At 69.9% G+C, this 16,600-nt stretch carries 13 protein-coding genes; 9 read left to right on the plus strand and 4 right to left on the minus strand.

What is annotated here, in order from left to right; translation table 11 throughout:
- The first annotated feature begins 12 nt into the window (after positions 1–12).
- A complete protein-coding gene (locus H9658_RS19155) occupies positions 13–2,121 on the plus strand; it encodes a LodA/GoxA family CTQ-dependent oxidase (RefSeq protein ID WP_191826576.1) in 2,109 nt (702 codons plus the stop codon).
- 13 nt (positions 2,122–2,134) lie between these two features.
- Complete coding sequence (locus tag H9658_RS19160) at positions 2,135–3,250, plus strand: FAD-dependent oxidoreductase (protein ID WP_225210114.1); 1,116 nt, start codon at positions 2,135–2,137, stop codon at positions 3,248–3,250.
- 79 nt (positions 3,251–3,329) lie between these two features.
- Here H9658_RS19160 and H9658_RS19165 read toward each other — a convergent pair whose 3' ends face one another.
- The 4 genes from H9658_RS19165 to H9658_RS19180 form a co-directional block, all read right to left on the minus strand.
- Complete coding sequence (locus H9658_RS19165; protein ID WP_191826577.1) at positions 3,330–4,232, minus strand: DUF72 domain-containing protein; 903 nt, start codon at positions 4,230–4,232, stop codon at positions 3,330–3,332.
- A 104-nt stretch (positions 4,233–4,336) separates the two neighbouring features.
- Complete coding sequence (locus tag H9658_RS19170; protein ID WP_406848146.1) at positions 4,337–5,575, minus strand: hypothetical protein; 1,239 nt, start codon at positions 5,573–5,575, stop codon at positions 4,337–4,339.
- A complete protein-coding gene (locus H9658_RS19175) occupies positions 5,557–6,096 on the minus strand; it encodes a DNA-3-methyladenine glycosylase I (protein ID WP_179566270.1) in 540 nt (179 codons plus the stop codon). The genes H9658_RS19170 and H9658_RS19175 overlap by 19 nt, the downstream gene beginning before the upstream one ends.
- A 15-nt stretch (positions 6,097–6,111) precedes the next feature.
- Positions 6,112–7,920, minus strand: coding sequence for a DUF4153 domain-containing protein (locus tag H9658_RS19180; RefSeq protein WP_191826578.1), 1,809 nt, complete (start codon positions 7,918–7,920; stop codon positions 6,112–6,114).
- A 106-nt stretch (positions 7,921–8,026) separates the two neighbouring features.
- Between H9658_RS19180 and H9658_RS19185 the strand changes: the two genes are divergently transcribed.
- From H9658_RS19185 to H9658_RS19215, 7 genes are all read left to right on the plus strand, one after another.
- Positions 8,027–8,593 carry a YqgE/AlgH family protein gene (locus tag H9658_RS19185; RefSeq protein ID WP_179566267.1) on the plus strand — a complete coding sequence of 189 codons (567 nt, stop codon included), beginning with the start codon at positions 8,027–8,029 and terminating at the stop codon, positions 8,591–8,593.
- Entirely contained in the window at positions 8,586–9,083 is a 498-nt protein-coding gene (gene ruvX, locus H9658_RS19190) for a Holliday junction resolvase RuvX (protein WP_191826579.1), read from the plus strand. Before H9658_RS19185 ends, ruvX begins: the two co-directional genes overlap by 8 nt.
- A 19-nt stretch (positions 9,084–9,102) precedes the next feature.
- Positions 9,103–10,050 carry an aspartate carbamoyltransferase catalytic subunit gene (locus tag H9658_RS19195; protein ID WP_179566263.1) on the plus strand — a complete coding sequence of 316 codons (948 nt, stop codon included), beginning with the start codon at positions 9,103–9,105 and terminating at the stop codon, positions 10,048–10,050.
- A gap of 167 nt (positions 10,051–10,217) precedes the next feature.
- A complete protein-coding gene (locus H9658_RS19200) occupies positions 10,218–12,221 on the plus strand; it encodes a M1 family metallopeptidase (RefSeq protein WP_191826580.1) in 2,004 nt (667 codons plus the stop codon).
- Positions 12,222–12,399: 178 nt separating this feature from the next.
- On the plus strand, positions 12,400–13,251 hold the full coding sequence (locus tag H9658_RS19205; RefSeq protein WP_191826581.1) for a hypothetical protein: 852 nt from the start codon (positions 12,400–12,402) through the stop codon (positions 13,249–13,251).
- 461 nt (positions 13,252–13,712) lie between these two features.
- A complete protein-coding gene (locus tag H9658_RS19210) occupies positions 13,713–14,777 on the plus strand; it encodes a pectate lyase family protein (RefSeq protein ID WP_179566258.1) in 1,065 nt (354 codons plus the stop codon).
- Positions 14,778–15,293: 516 nt separating this feature from the next.
- The coding region (locus tag H9658_RS19215; RefSeq protein WP_191826582.1) for a HAMP domain-containing protein at positions 15,294–16,600 on the plus strand (1,307 nt) is incomplete at its 3' end.

Here is a 16,600-nt window from a genome sequence, read left to right on the forward strand (position 1 = left end):
GAGCAGATCATCATGTCCAGCAACGTGTTTCGAGTGCATCCGGCGATCGGCATCGGCCGCGTCGGCGATAGCCAGGCGTTCTATCTGGCGCCGGTGACCGCGGCCGGCGTGCGCGGCGCCGACGGTCTGATGGGCGGGTTGCCGGTGCAGCCCGGTACCGAGTCCACGCCGATCACCGCCGAGCAGTTCCGCGATGCCGACGGCAACGTCAAGCGCCAGGCCGCGCGTTTCCACATCTACGCCTATCCCAGCGGCAGTTCCGGCACGTATCCCAACGGCGGCGGCACGCGCGTGGACGTGGGCAGCACGATCGACGGCAAGACGGTGCAGGACATCGTCTGGACCGTGCATGTGGCCAACAAGAAGCTCAACAACTATTCGACGGTGAGCAAGGGCGAGCAGTTTCGTGGCATCGCCGCGTACGAGTCGCCGGGCCTGTTGCAACTGCGCAATCCGGACTACACCAGTTCGGGCGATCCCGACGATCCGGTGCGCCTGCAGCAGTTGGTCATCGACCCCGGTCCGCGCGCGATCAGCGTCGCTGCCGGCAGTGCGGCGGCGCTCGGTTTCGATATGCAGACCACTCCCAGCTACGCCGATGCCGCCGGCACCATACAGCCGGCGCCGGACTATCCGGTCAGCTTCCCGTCGATGTTCCATACGCTTCACGAGCCGCTGGGCACGCTCGACTCGTTGGGCGACATGCGCGTGGAAGCCAACGGCGCGTTGATCGTGGCCGGCGGCTTTGCGCGGACCTCGGCGGTCGCGCAGGCCGACGGAAGCTATCCGCCGTTGACGGATGCGACCGAGAACGGCCTGTGGTACGACGATGCCGCCGACGGCCCGGTCAATGCGGTGCTGATCTTCAGCGACGGCTCCAGCGCCAGCGTGCAGGGCGCCTGGTACGTCACCGGCGATCCGGGCTACGCGCCGCAGACCCGCAATGTGGTCTCCACCTGGGACGACGTCTACGACGTGTGGGTGCGCGAACTGGGGCTGGTGCCGTCGCTGTACGCCAACAACGCCTTCGTCGGCACCTACCAGCCGTCCTTCAGCGACGACATCCAGCCGATCTTCCACGCGGCCATGCTGCAGCGCTGGAACACCAACCTGCCGTCGGGCGCGATCAGGGGCCACGACATGATCGGGCAGATCCAGCCGACCGACGACCCGACCGCCAAGATCCCCAACCTGAAGACCCTGATCCGCGATCCCGCCTCCGCGGCCGACACCCAGACCGGCTCGCCGATGATGCCGCTCTCGCTCGGCGATGCGCAGAAGAGCTTCCTCAGCGTCAGCGCGACCCAGTACTTCCTGCTCAACCAGTGGCATGGCAACAACTACGTGCAAGGCGGCGCACCGACGCTGGGGCCCGGCGAGCTGCTGGACCGGGTCACGCTGCAGAACTGCCTGGGCGGCCGCTACAGCCCGGGCATCGAGGTGTCGTTCCCGATCCGCGACACCAACCTGTATGTGACGCAATGGCAGCAACAGGATTGCGGGCCGTTCCGCATCAACCAGGCGTCGCTGGACTACGGCGCCGCGCAGAAGGGCAAGCCGTTCCTGAGCTTCGGCTACGTGCCGCTGCAGTCGTACCCGGTGGAACCAGGCGATCTGTCCAAGTTCATGTCGGTGCCGTGGCATACCGACTACAACTCCTGCGCCACCCATCTGCCCGATCCCAATCCGGGAGCCGGCAGCAGCAACCCGAACATCACCCCGAACAACACCTTGTTCTGGTCGTGGCCGGCGGAACGGCCCTTCGCGGTCTATCCGGTGGCGTTGTGCCAGGTCGATCCGGACGACGAGACATGGTATCCGGGCCCGCAGGTGTATTCCGTGCGCGGCAGCGGCACCGACAGCGATTATCCGGCGCAGGTCGGGCGCTTCCAGAACTACGCGGATTTCGTCGCCAACTGGGCCAAGGTCGGCTTCGTCGTCAGCGGTGCGCAGATCGCGCCGCCGGCGGGGCAGCCGCCGTATCCGGCGGACATGTTCCTGGAGGTCGCGAGCCAGTTCGACGTGGGCCAGGAATTCGTCGCGCCCTGGCCGATGGCCAACATTCCGGCCTATCCGCCGCCGTCGGCAGCGGTGACCGCCGACGCCGATGGTCTCGGCTGAGCCGATCGACGCGATGGCCGCGAATGCACGCCATGCCGTGGCGATCGTCGGCGGCGGCGCGGCCGGATGCGCCACCGCACTGGCGCTGGCCGCGCGCGGTATCGAGGATGTCGTCGTGGTCGACATGGACCGCGCGCCGGGCTGGCGGCTGGGCGAGGCGCTGGCACCGACGGCCAGCGCGGCGCTGCAGCGCCTGGGCGTGTGGGACGCGTTCCTGGCGCAGCGGCCGCTGGCGTCGACCGGCAGTTGCGCCAGTTGGGGCGCGCCGGATCTGGGCTACAACGACTTCATCGTCGCCGGCCAGGGCAAGGGCTGGCACGTGGATCGCGCCGCCTTCGACGCGATGCTGGCGGCGGCGGTTCCGGCGCGGGGCGGCACGCTGTTGCGCGGACTGCGCCTGGGCGCGATCGGCCGCGATGCGGAAGGCGGCCATGTCCTGGAACTGCATGGCCAGCACGGCGGTGCGCAGCGCGTGCGTGCCGGATTCCTGGTGGATGCCAGCGGCATCGCCGCCGCCGCGGTGCGGCGGCTGGGCGTGGCGCGCAACGAAGTGGACTGCCTGGCGTTCGTCGCCGGCGTCTTCGCGCTGGAGCGCGCGGATGCGATTCCGTCGCAGGCCTTGCTGGAGGCCTGGCGCGATGGCTGGTGGTACGCGGCGAAGTTGCCGGGTGGGCGCATGATGCTGGCCCTGGCGCTGGAGCCGCGCCGGCAGCGGCAGTTCCTGGATACGGCGGCTTGGCTGGCGGCGGCGCAGCAGACCCAGCACGTCGCGCGCTGGCTGGCGCAGGGCGGTGCGACGTTGCCCGATGCCGACGCCCTGATCGCCGCACTCGGGCCGTCGGCGATCCTCAGCCGCGTGGTCGGCGAGGATTGGCTGGCGGTGGGCGACGCGGCCAGCGCCTACGATCCGCTGACCGCGCACGGCATCGTCAAGGCTCTGGAGGACGGCGAGGCGGCGGCGCACGCTCTGGCGGCGCGGCTGCAGGGCGGCGGCGCGGCACCGCTGGCGGCCTACCAGGACGGGGTGTTCGCACGCTTCCGCGCCTATCTGCGCGAGCGCGGGGCGTTGTACGCGCGCGCGCGGCGCTGGGCGCAAGCGCCGTTCTGGCAGGCGCGGCTGGCGGCTTGATCCGCCGCACGGTGGCGCTGCATGTGCGCTGCGGCGCAACGACCGTGTCGGGGCATGCCGTCGCCTGCTGGTGCCGGCGTCAGCCGTCGCGTTCGTCGCGATCCGGGCACGGCGTCGCGATGCCGAGCCGTTGCGCCAGGCGCCGCGCGTCGAACGGCGCATGCACCTTCATGTCGTTGTCGAAGTAGCAATACACGTCGCGGCGCGTGCGCCGCGCGGCGGCAGGACCCGCGCGTTGCGCCGCGGCCGGCTCGCCGCCGCGGTGCCAGGCGTCGATCCGTGCGGCCCAGGCGTCCAGCGCCTGGTCGCTGTAGCCGCTGGCATACAGCTGCGCGTCGCCGTGCAGGCGCAGGTACAGGAAATCGGCGGTCACGTCTTCCAGGTACGGCCATTTGCCGGCGGTGTCGGCCTGCACCAGGGCGACGCGGTGCCTGCGCAGCAGCGCGATCGCCGCGGGCGTGGCGAAGCTGGGATGGCGCACCTCCAGCGCGTGGCGCAGGCGCCGGTTGCGGTCGATATGCAGCAGGCTGCGCTCGCGCATGCGTGCGGCGTCGCGCTTGCTGGCCAGGGTCAGCGCCGCTGCGTGGCTGCGCGGCAACAGCGACAGGAACTCGTCCAGCAATGCAGGGTCGAAGGCCAGCGACGGCGGCAGTTGCCACAGCAACGGTCCCAGCTTCGGCCCCAGCCCGAGCAGGCCGGAAGCGAAGAAGTTGGCCAGCAGCTGCTCGCAATCGCGCAGCCGTTTCAGGTGGGTGACGAAACGCGGACCCTTGACCGCGAACACGAAGCCGCGCGGCGTCGCCGCGTGCCAGGCGGCGTAGCTCTTCGGTGTCTGCAGCGAATAGAACGAGCCGTTGAGCTCGACCGAGCGGAAGCAGCGCGAGGCGTATTCCAGTTCGCGCCGCTGCACCAGGTCGGGCGGATAGAACACGCCACGCCACCGGGGGTAGCGCCAGCCGGAGATGCCGATACGCAGGCTCATGCGCCGACCATGCCGGCGGCGGCGTTCAAGCGCCGTGCATGCCATGGCAAGACCGCGTCGGCCGTGGCGTGGCCGGCGTGGCGCAGACGGTCAGCCGGCGGCGTTCATTGCCCAGCCGGCGTGGCCGCGATCACTGCGACGCCGGCGCGCGCGCGAATGGACCGCAACGGCAACGCCACCGCCTGCTGGCCGGGCGCGGCGTACAGCCACAGCGCGCAGCAGGCGGCGTAGGAGGTCAGGTAGCTGCTGCGAAACGCGACGATGCTGGCGCTGTAGCAGTCCGATCCGTGCCGCAGGCGCAGGTCGGCGACGTAGTCGAAGGTGTAGTGGCCGGCATCGCGCCACGGCCATTGCGCGCGTTCCTCGGGGTCGCCGATCCCGGGCGGAACCGGGCAGCGCGCGTTCGGGTCCGGGCTGCGCTGACGACCCTGCGCATCGAAGCCGAGGCGCTGCAGTTCCTTGTCCGCGACCGCGCGCCACTGCGGGTGCTGTGCCAGCCAGCGCGCTGCGTCCTGGTCCTCGGGCGTGGCCTGCGCCGGATCCTGCGGCGGCGCCAGCGTGTGCCGGTAGCGGTAGCGCACCTGCAGCACGCGCGGGCTGCTGCGCTCGCCGGGCAGCGGCGACAGCGGGCGCGACAGGGTCAGCATGTCCTGGAAGTAATCGCCGTCGCGATACGCCGCATAGCTGCGGCCGTCGATGCGCAGCCAGTACAGGGCCTGGTCGCCGCCGCGGCCATTGATGCTGAATACCCCCGTCGCCGGTTCCGCTTCGGATGCGGCGTTGGGCGGGGCGAGGAAGCCGTGCGCGGCGTCGCGGCGCAGCACCGCGATTTCGGTGAACAGGCCGGTGCCGCCGACGTAGGCGCTGTCCAGCAGGTCGCGTTGCCCGTCTTCGTCCAGGTCGAGCAGGGTGTAGTGGTGGTTGCCGTTTTCGGAGACGTCGTCCTGCACGGTGCTCGCGGGACCCAGGTATGTACGCAACGCCTGCCATTCGGCGGCGCTGGCGCCGGCCGGTTGCTTGGGCGGCGGCGCCGCGGCGCCGTCCGCGTCCGCCGTGGCGATGTCGAAACTCAGCCCGGTGGTGTCCGCATGGCGCTGCAGCACCGTGTCGATCGGGGTGGGGTCGGTGGCCGGTTCGGCCTCGATCTCGCGGCGCAGCTGTTCCAACACCTGCGGCAGCGTCGTCGTCCCGCCATCGGCCGCATGCGCTTGCGCCGCGCCGAACGCGGCCAGCGCAAGCAACGTTGCCGCAATCCACGATGTCGGCCGTGTCCGTGGTATCCGCTGCGAGGCGGCGCCGGCGACGCACGCAGGCGCGGCACGGTTCACGCGCTGCGCATCCACGCCGGATCCAGCCGCGCGATGCGCGCGAAGGCTGGGCAGTCTTCGCGGTGCGCGCCGCGCAGGTAGCCGAGGCTCATCAGGAACTCGCCGGTGATCTCGCCGCCGGTGAAGCGGAAGGTGCGCTTGAACAGCTTGATCCACTCGGCCTTGGCGCGCGGATGGTGCGCGTCCAGCCAGGCGGCGAAACCGCCGTGCGAGGCGCGCAGGCCCTGGATCACCTGCGCGTTGTGGATCGCCGCGTGCACCTTGAGCCGGTTGCGGACGATGCCGGGGTCGGCGAGCAGGCGCAGTACGTCGGCCTCACCGTAGCCGGCGACCGTGTCCACATCGAACCCGGCATAGGCGGCACGGAAGCCGGCGCGTTTCTTCAGCATCAGCTCCCAGCTCAGTCCGGCCTGGTTGATCTCCAGCACCAGCCGTTCGAACAGGTCGGATTCGGCGCGCTGCGGAACGCCGTATTCGTCGTCGTGGTAGGGGCCGTGCAGCGCGTGGCCGGGGGCGATGTCGCAATAGCTGGTCATGTCGGGCGGACTCCGTCAGTCGTCCTGGTCGTTGTCTTCGGGGGAGATTTCGGCGCGCCGCGCATCCGGCAAGGTCAGGTCCGGCCAGCGCCGCGGCGCCAGTTGCAGCTTGCCGGCGCGCAGCGCGTCGAACGGCGCATCCGCGCGATCGGGCGAGCTGGGCGAGAAATGCACGCGCGCCACGTCCTGCCAGCGGTCCTGGCGGTGCGCATGGATCCGGCATTCCATGCCGAAGTTGTCGGTGTCGTTGCACAGCAGAGCTTCGCCGCTGCCGTCGCCGTCCAGGTCGCGCACCAGCAGCACGCAGTGGTCCTCGCGCTGGCGACAGCCGCCGTCGTGCAGAGTGCCGGCGAGCACCGCCTGCCACCAGCCATCGCCGGGATCGGCGCTGCCGGCGGCGAGCGGGATGTGCTGGCGCAGTTCGGCCGGAGCGGCGATGCGCTCCTGCGCGCGCTTCTCGTCGCTGGCGTCGCCGTCGTCGCCCCAGCGCTGCGTGCGCTGCAGGATGCGTTGCAGCCGTTCGCGCTGCGCCGGGTCCTCGGCGAAGCCGGGCGCATCGCGTAGCGACTGCGCCGCCTGGTAACCGCGGCGGCCGCTGTCGAAGCGCAGGTAATACAGATCCACGTCAGCGGCCGCGGTGCGGCCGTCGGCGAAGCGTTGCAGCTGGTTGCCGGCCACGATGCGGTACGGGTCCAGCAGCGGCGAAGCGGTGGCCAGCGCCAGTGCGATCACCCCCCAGGACATGACCCGGTTGACCGGCGCCAGCGGCCGCAGCCAGCGCCCGTCCGGGCGCAGCACCGCCCACGCGTAGCCGAACGCGTAGCCGCAGGCGACCACCGCCACCAGCACGCCGTTGAAGCGCTCCGCGCTCCAGCCGTACTGGTCGATGCGCAGCCACAGCGCGTACAACGCCAGCAGCGCGTACAGCGACAGGCTCAGCAGGCCGGCGTCGATCAGCCGCCGCAGCCATTGCGGATAGGGCGCGGTGGCGGCGCCGTCCTGGTAGACCGCATTGACGAACACTACCAGCGCCGCCACCAGCGCGATCAGGATCTTGGCCGCGGCGCGGGTTTCCCACAGCGGCTGCAGGCCGGTGAACGGCAGGCTCAGCGCGAACAGCACCGCCACGAACGCCAGCAACGGCAGCAGCCCGGTGCAGATCGCGAACAGGATCTGCCGCATCACCTGCACCGCGCGCTGCTGGGTGCGGCCGATCAGCAGGCCCAGGCCGAACATGATGCCGGTGGCGAGGTAGGCGAACGCGCTCTGGCGGAACAGCTCGCGGAAGAACTCCAGCTTCACCAGCGCGAACAGCGCGCCCCACAGCCACAGCACCAGCCAGCAGATGCCCACGAACAGCCAGGCCAGGGCCAGGGTCAGCGCGTTCTGCCAGGCATGTTCGAACAGTTCGCGATACGGCGCCTGCCAGTGGCCATGCTGCAGCCGGCACTGCAGCCACGGCAGCAGCACGAACATGCCCAGCGCGATGGCCATGCCGAACGGGACCAGCACTTTCTCGCTGCGCAGCCCGGGGGCGCCGGTGGCGCTCCATGCGGCCCAGGCCGACAGCGCCGCCACCAGCAGCGCCAGGGCGATCGCGTGCTGCCACAGGCGCAATTCGCCCAGGCGCCGCACCGACAGCAGGGTCAGCGTCGGCACGGTCAGCACCAGGGTGTACCAGCACACCCGGCCGCCCAGGGCCGCGAACGGCCACCACCCGGCATCGGCGCCACGCTGGGCCAGATACAGCAGCGCGCCCTGCAGCAGCGCCACCAGGACGATGAAGGCGCGGGTCTGGCGCGGCAGATCGGGGGCGGTTTCCATACGAGACAGCATCCTTGGCGGCGCGGCGGTGCGCGATCGGGGCGATTATGGCAGCCCGCTCCGGCCCGGCGCAGCGCCGGCGCGGGAGGGACGATAGAATGGGGCCATGTCCGCTTTGCCTACCCCCCTGGCCAACCAACTGCTGATCGCGCTGCCGGCGCTGTCCGATCCCAATTTCGCCCGCGGCGTGGCCCTGATCTGCCAGCACGACGCCAACGGTGCGATGGGCGTGCTGGTCAACCGCGCCTCCGAATACACGCTGGGCGAAGTGCTGGCGCAGATGGGCATCGACACCATCGACGACACGCTGCGCGAGCAGGTGGTGCTCAGCGGCGGGCCGGTGCATCCGGAACGCGGCTTCGTGATCCACGACGGCGAACGCGCCTGGGATTCGAGCCTGGCGTTCGGCGACGGCCTGTTCCTGACCACCTCGCGCGACGTGCTCGAAGCGATGGCGCGCGGCGACGGGCCGCGCAACGCGGTGGTCGCATTGGGCTGCGCCGGCTGGGGCGCCGGCCAGCTCGAATACGAACTGGGCGAGAACAGCTGGCTGACCGCGCCGGCCGATGCCGAACTGCTGTTCGAGCTGCCGCTGGAGCGGCGCTGGCAGACCGCCGCCGGCCGCATCGGCGTGGACCTGTTCCGCCTCACCGACTACAGCGGGCATGCCTGAGCCCGGCGCGCCCGCTGCGGACAACACCGTTGCCGGCACGATTCGCCGCGACGGCACCGTGCTCGGCTTCGACGTCGGCAACCGCCGCATCGGCGTGGCCGTGGGCAGCAGCTTCGGCAGCGGTGCGCGCGCCCTGGCCGTGGTCGATGTGCACGCGCAGGGGCCAGACTGGCCGGCGCTGGACCGCCTGTACGCCGAATGGCGCCCGCACGGCCTGGTAGTCGGCGACCCGCTGACCCTGGAAGGCGCCGACCAACCCAATCGCAAGCGCGCGCATGCCTTCGCCCGCGAACTCGGCGCCCGTTACAAGCTGCCGGTGGTGCTGGTCGACGAGCGCTCCAGTTCGGTCGAGGCGGCCAAGCGCTTCGCCGTGGACCGCGCCGCCGGCCGCAAGCGCCGCCGCGACGCCGCTGCATTGGATGCGGTGGCCGCCGCGGTGATCATCGAGCGCTGGCTGGCCGCCCCCGACGACGCCACTCCCATTTTCTGATCCCCTGCCCGGACCCGCCATGACTGACCCGCAACTCGATTCGAACGGGCGCCTGCGCCACCTGCTGACCCTGGAAGGCCTGCCGCGCGCGACCTTGCTGCAACTGCTGGACCGCGCCGGGCAGATCCGCGACGCGGCGGTGGGCCGGGTCGGCAAGCGCAACGTGCTGGCCGGCACCGCGGTGTGCACGCTGTTCTTCGAGCCGTCCACGCGCACCCGCAGCTCGTTCCAGCTGGCCGCCCAGCGGCTCGGCGCGGACGTGCTGAACTTCGACGCCTCGACCTCGTCCACGCGCAAGGGCGAGACCGCGCGCGACACGCTGAAGAACCTGGAGGCGATGGGCGTGCGCGGCTTCGTCGTGCGCCATCCCGAGGACGGCGCGGTCGAGCGCCTGGCCGAAGCGGCCGGCGAGGGCACCGCGCTGATCAACGCCGGCGACGGCCGCAGCGCGCATCCCACCCAGGGCCTGCTCGACATGCTGACCCTGCGCCACGCCAAGGGCGGCGATTTCTCCAAGCTCAAGCTGGTCATCGTCGGCGACGTCAAGCACTCGCGCGTGGCGCGTTCGGACCTGCACGCGCTGCGCACGCTCGGCGCCGGCGAAGTGCGCGTGTGCGGCCCGCAGGCATTGCTGCCCGACGACGGCACCCTGGACGGCTGCGTGGTCGGCGACGACTTCGACGCCATGCTCGACGGCGTGGACGCGGTGATGATGCTGCGCCTGCAGCGCGAGCGCATGGAGGAAGGCCTGGTGGCCTCGCTGGAGGGCTACCACGCCCAGTACGGCCTCACCGCCGAACGCCTGCGCCGCGCCGCGCCGGGCGCGGTGGTGCTGCATCCGGGCCCGATCAACCGCGGCGTGGAGATCACCGACGAAGTCGCCGACGGTCCGCAGTCCTGCGTGCTGCGCCAGGTCGCCAACGGCGTGGCGGTGCGCATGGCGGTGCTGGAGACGTTGTTGGGGTGAGCGCGAGCGTGTGATCGCGACAGAACGTGTGGGAGCGACTTCAGTCGCGACGGGCCTTGTCGATGGAGCCTGTTGCGACTGAAGTCGCTCCCACAGGCTGACTGGCACATCCGCGCCACGCCGTTTCGGCCTACCATCGGGGGCGATCCTCCCCACGGACGCCCCACATGATCCATGTCCTGCGCCGCGCCGGTTTCGCCGCGGCTTGCGCTTCCCTCGTCGCCTTCGCCCAGGCCAGCGCCGCCGCGCCGGCTGCCGCCGCGCCCGCCGGCGGCTACGACCCGCTGGCCCTGTTCGCGCCACTGCAACTGCCGCAGCCGGCCACGGCCTATCGCAGCGGCGGCGGCGTGCCCGGGCCGCTGTACTGGCAGAACCGCGCCGACTACGACCTGCACGCCAGCATCGATCCGGCCACGCGCACGCTCAGCGGCCAGGAAACCATCACCTACAGCAACCGCAGCCCGGACACGCTGGACGTGCTGTGGCTGCAGCTGGACCAGAACATCTACCGCGCCGACGCGCGCGCCCGCGGCGTGCGCCCGGCGCGGGCGGAACGTCCGCCGGCCCCGGCCAGCGACGGCTATCGCATCGCCAAGGTGGAAGTGGAGCAGGGCGGCAAGCGCGTGCCGGCCAACTTCCTGGTCGACGACACGCGCATGCGCGTGGACCTGCCACAGCCGCTGGCCGGTGCCGGCAAGGCGCTGAAACTGCATATCGACTACGCCTACACGGTGCCCGGCACCTGGGGCGGGCGCACCGCGGTCACCCCGACCGGCGACGGCGACATCTACGAGATCGCGCAGTGGTATCCGCGCATGGCGGTGTACGACGACCAGCGCGGCTGGGACACGCAGCCCTACCTGGGCGCGGAGTTCTACCTGGAATACGGCGACTTCGACTACGCGGTGACGGTGCCGTGGAACTACCTGGTCGCCGGGTCCGGCGAGCTGGTGAACCCGGCGCAGGTACTCACCGCCACGCAGCGCCAGCGCCTGGCCCAGGCCGCCGCCAGCGACCGCACCGTGGCGATCCGCAGCGCCGCCGAAATCGGCGATGCGGCCAGCCGGCCCACGGCCAGCGGCACCCAGACCTGGCGCTTCCACATGGCGCATACCCGTGACGTGGCCTTCGCCGCCTCGCCGGCGTTCGTCTGGGACGCGGCGCGCATCAACCTGCCGGAAGGCAAGCATGCGCTGGCGATGTCGGTGTATCCGCGCGAAGGCGTCGGCGCCGACAAGTGGGACCGCTCCACCGAGTTCGTCAAGGCGTCGATCGAGCACTTCTCGCAGTGGTATCCGTATCCGTGGCCGGTCGCGGTGAACCTCGGCGGCCATGGCGCCGGCATGGAATATCCGGGCATCGTCTTCGACGACATGCACGACGGCGGCAAGGACCTGTTCTGGATCACCGCGCACGAGCTGGGCCACGGCTGGTTCCCGATGATCGTCGGCTCCAACGAACGCCGCTACGCGTTCATGGACGAAGGCTTCAACACCTTCATCGACGTCTACGCCTCCGATGCGGTCAACCACGGCGAATTCGCGCCCAAGCGCGACAGCGAGTACGCGCCGAAGGGCGGCAACCCGGTCGACGAGATCCTGCCGCTGCTGGCCGATGCGCAGGCGCCGAACCTGCTCGACCGCGCCGACGCCACCAGCGAGACCTACCGGCATCCGCTGACCTACTTCAAGGGCGCGCTGGGCCTGGTGCTGCTGCGCGAACAGATCCTCGGCCCGGCGCGCTTCGACCCGGCGTTCCGCAAGTACATCGCCACCTGGGCGTACAAGCATCCGACTCCCTCGGATTTCTTCCGGCTGATGGAAAGCGAGTCCGGCGAGGACCTGGCGTGGTGGTGGCGCGGCTGGTATCTCAACAACTGGCAGCTGGACATGGGCGTGCGCGCGGCCAGCTATGTCGAGCACGACCCGGCCAAGGGCCTGCTGGTGACCTTGCAGAGCAGGCAGAAGCTGGTGATGCCGGCGACGCTGCGCATCGACTTCGCTGACGGCAGCCATCTCGACCAGCGCGTGCCGGTGGAGACCTGGATCCAGCAGACCCAGCCGCAGATCCGCGTGCCGAGCACGCAGAAGGTGCTGCACGTGACCCTGGATCCGGACCACAAACTGCCCGACGCCGACCGCGGCGACAACCAGCTCGATGCGGTGAGCTGAGCCGTGCGGGAGCGGCGGCGCGTGGCGGCCGCATGCCGCTTGCGTCGCCGTGCCGGCGCGGCGATAGTGCCGCGCCGCACGCGCCCGCGTGCGCCTGCATGCAGGGAGAAGGAGCTTGCCCGCCATTGCCGGCATCGCCGCCGCGACCGTCACGTCCCGCAGTGTCGTGCCAGCGGCGATGCCTACCGCGTTCGCGCTGCGCACGCCGCACTCGCACGCAGTCACGCCGTCGCGCATCGGCGTGGCGCTACGTTGGCGTACGCGCGCGCCGCGCATCGCCGCGGCGCTGTGCCTGCTGGCGGCCGCACCGCTGGCCAGCGCATGGCATCCGCAATACCCGCCCTGGGTCGGCACGCCGCCGAGCGCGGCCTGCAAGCTGCAGGCGCTGGAGCCGGCCGATGGCGGCGAGATGCGCTGGGACGGAATCACGACCTATCGCCATGCCGGCATCCGCCTGCAGCTCGACGTCACCGATAGGCCGACGCTGCAGCTGTTCGATGCGCACGACCGGGCCCTGGTCGCGCCAGTCGCCTTGAGCGGCTCGCCGATGGGGTTCCATGGCGTGGAAACGGCGGATCTCAACCACGACCGACGGCCGGATTTCATCGTCACCCTCGGCAGCGGCGGGGTCGGCCTGGCCGGCGGCAACGCGTGGCGCCGGGTGCTGCTGTCCGATGCCAACGGCTACCGGTCGATCGACGTGGAGACCCACGAGCCCAGCGCCGACGATTACCGGGCGCTGCCGCACCGCGCCGGCTGCGGACTGCTGCAGCTGGTGCCGGTCTGGGCCGATGCGTCGCTGACCCGCGACCGCAAGCCGCACCTGTTCTGGGTCTATCGCCTGTTGCGTTTCGACCACGGGCGCGCCGCATACGCCGACGCGCGTCTGCCCGGGTTGCCCAAGTGGATCCTCTACACCGCGCGACCGCACAACAGCCGTGCCACCGCGTTGCTCGGGTCCGCGCAGAAGCGCGTGGCGTGGGCGGCGCGCGAGCATGGCAGGATCACGCCGGCACCGGCCGGCCCGTAGCGTTCCCGATCGTCCGGGCGGCCGTTGGCGGCAGCGCTCGGCGGACATCGCCTGCGCCGGTCCATGCTGCACACGCAACATCGGCTGCATGTGCGGCGGATGCGCCAATGGCGCGCGAATGTCTCCGCGGCGACGCGAGCGCGCTCGGTAGGTGGCGCCGAGCGTCGCGCCGATGACGCTGCGCCGCGGTTCTTCGTCGTAGTCGGCACGCCCGCAACGTCGCGCGCGAGCGCGTTGCGGGCGCCTGTCTTCGCCTGTCGTTGTCTGTCTCCATCTGTCCGTTCGTGTCTGTTTCGCATGTCTTGCGGCGCGATCGTAGGTGCGGATCTAGCTTCCCGTTTCGGCCGATTGCGCCGGCGCCGAGCCGGGCGAAGACTGCGCCCGGCCCCCACGCCCCGTGCCATCGCCCATCGCATCCGCGAGGGCGCCAGGCATCTATCGCTGCAAGATGGGAGAGTCTGATGAACATCCAGCCGCTCAAGGGCGCGCTCGCGCTTGCCCTGGTTTTCTGCGTATCGCCGGCCGTCGCCGGCCCGGTCGGCTACGGCGCCGCCACCACCGGCGGCGGCAACGCGACCCCGATCAACGTCGCCACGATGCAGGCGATGCAGGCCGCCATCGACAACTACTCCGGCAGCGGCGGCCTGGTGCTGAACTACACCGGCCAGTTCAACTTCGCCAGCATCGGCAACGTCTGCGCGCAGTGGCAGTTGCCGGCCAACACCGTGCAGATCAAGAACAAGAGCAACATCACCATCAAGGGCGCCAACGGCTCGTCGGCGAATTTCGGCCTGTGGGTGGTGGGCAATGCGCACAACATCATCATCCGCAACATGACCATCGGCCTGCTGCCCGGCGGCGAGGACGCCGATTCGATCTCGCTGGAAGGCAACTCCAGCGGCGAGCCGTCCAATATCTGGGTCGACCACAACACCTTGTTCGCCTCGCTGACCAAGTGCTCCGGCGCCGGCGACGCGTCCTTCGACGGCGGCATCGACATGAAGAAGGGCGTCCACCACGTCACCGTGTCGTACAACTACGTGCACGACTACCAGAAGGTCGCGCTCAACGGCTACAGCGACAACGACACCAAGAACGCGGCGGCGCGTACCACCTACCACCACAACCGCTTCGAGAACGTGGAGTCGCGGCTGCCGCTGCAGCGCCGCGGGCTGAGCCACATCTACAACAACTACTTCAACAACGTGCTCACCTCCGGCATCAACGTGCGCATGGGCGGGATCGCGCTGGTCGAGGCCAACTACTTCGAGAACGCGAAGAATCCGGTGACCTCGCGCGACAGCAGTGAAATCGGCTACTGGGACCTGATCAACAACTACGTCGGCGGCGGCATCACCTGGAGCGTGCCGGACAGCACCAGCAAGCCCTACGCCAACGCCACCACCTGGATTTCGTCGAAGACGTTCCCGCAGCCGCTCGGCTACGTCTATACCGCGATTCCGGCGGCGCAGGTCAAGGCCAAGGTCATCGCCACGGCCGGCGCGGGCACCAACCTGGCCGAGTAGGCCGTCCGACGGCCGTGCGGCCGCCCGGCGCTGTCCGGAGCGGCCGCAGGCGGTCCATCCGCGTGCGCACCGCGCATGCGATGCGAGCGGCATGTGCGTGGATCCGCGCCGCATCGGCGCTCGGTTTGGGCCAGGTTCGGAACAGCGTGCGGGTCGCAACGACTCGCCGCTGGGTATCACGATCCCGTCGCCGTCGCGCCTTGCAGGCGCATTTTCACGTGGAATTCATTGATCCGGGCTTGTCGCAGCCACTTCGCCGGTCGATCTCCACGCGCCTTTTACGTATGTGAGGGCATTCAATAAAATGTGCGAAATTGCGCATCAAGAATTCGCGGCGCTCGCCGTTACATCGCCCAAGCGCCGATACTTGCGTTGCGTAAAAATGTCTCGAAATTGAAACATTCGGCTCGGCGCTCGCGTTGTGTCAGGGCTCCGCGGCCCCTCGATTTCGTGCCCATTTCCGCACTCGACCAGTGGAGGCGCCTTTCTATTCCATTTCCCCCACTAGGTACCTCCATGATCGGATTTCTTCAGCGCTACAACGTCGGTACGCGCCTTTCCTATGCCTTCGGCCTGCTCATCCTGCTCTCCTGCGGGCTCGTCGTTGCCGGGCTGATCACGCTGGCGCAGTCGCGCAACCAGATGGAAAACATCGTCAAGCGCAACACGATCCTGGCGTATACCGGCGAAATGCGCGAGGCCAGCGCGATCATCGCCATCAACCTGCGCAATATCGTCCTGCCGACCACGCACGGGCAGAACCTCCATTTCGCGAAGATCATCGAGCAGGAGCGCGCGCGTTACAGCGAAGCGCACGACAAGCTCTACGCGATACCGGTCACCGACAGCACTGGCGCGGAGATGCGCAGGCAGATCGATCTCGGCTACCAGAACTCGCGCGTGGCCAACCAGTCGGTGTTGGATCTGGGGATGGAAGACAAGGACGAGCAGGCCCTCCTCGTGCTGACGGAGCAGGCCGGCCCTGCGACGGACAAGTGGCAGGAGGCGATCACCACATATTCGGAGCGGCAGCGCCAGCGTGGCGCGAGCGCCTACGCCGCCGCCAACGCGGCGATGGACCGCGGCCGCGGCATGCTGATCGCCGGCGGCGTCATCGTGATCCTGATCAGCTGTGTGCTGGCCTGGCTGATCACCCGCAGCCTGACCGTGCCGCTGAGCCGCGCCACCCGCGCTGCCGAAGCGATCGCACGTGGCGACCTGGACAACGATGTGCAGACCCAGGCCACCGACGAAACCGGGCGCCTGCTCGGCGCGATGCACGGCATGCAACACCAGCTGCGCAGCCTGATCGGCGCGCAACTGGAGATGGCCAAGCGCCACGATGCCGGCGAAATCAGCCATCGCATCGATGCGCAGGCGTTCCCCGGCGACTACGGGCGCATGGCCGCGGAAACCAATGCCGTGGTCGGCTCGCATGTCGCGGTGCAGCTGAAGCTGGCGCAGATCATGGGCCGCTATGCGGTCGGCGACCTCGACCAGGACATGGACCGCCTGCCCGGCGAGAAGGCGACGTTCACCCGGACCATGGACGAAGTGAAGGCCAACCTGTCGGCGATGAACGGCCAGATCAAGCAGCTGGCGCAGTCCGCCGCCGACGGCGACTTCAGCGCGCGCGGCGACGCCGAGCGCTTCCAGTTCGACTTCCGGGTCATGGTCGAAAGCCTCAACCAGCTGATGACCACCGCCGATGGCAACCTGCAATCCCTGTCGGCGTTGCTGCAATCGATCGCCGCCGGCGACCTGACCGCGCGCATGCACGGCGAGTTCCGCGGCGTGTTCGCGCAGATGCGCGACGATGCCAA

It is taken from the genome of Xanthomonas bonasiae, assembly GCF_014836395.1.
Taxonomy (GTDB): Bacteria; Pseudomonadota; Gammaproteobacteria; order Xanthomonadales; family Xanthomonadaceae; genus Xanthomonas_A; species Xanthomonas_A bonasiae.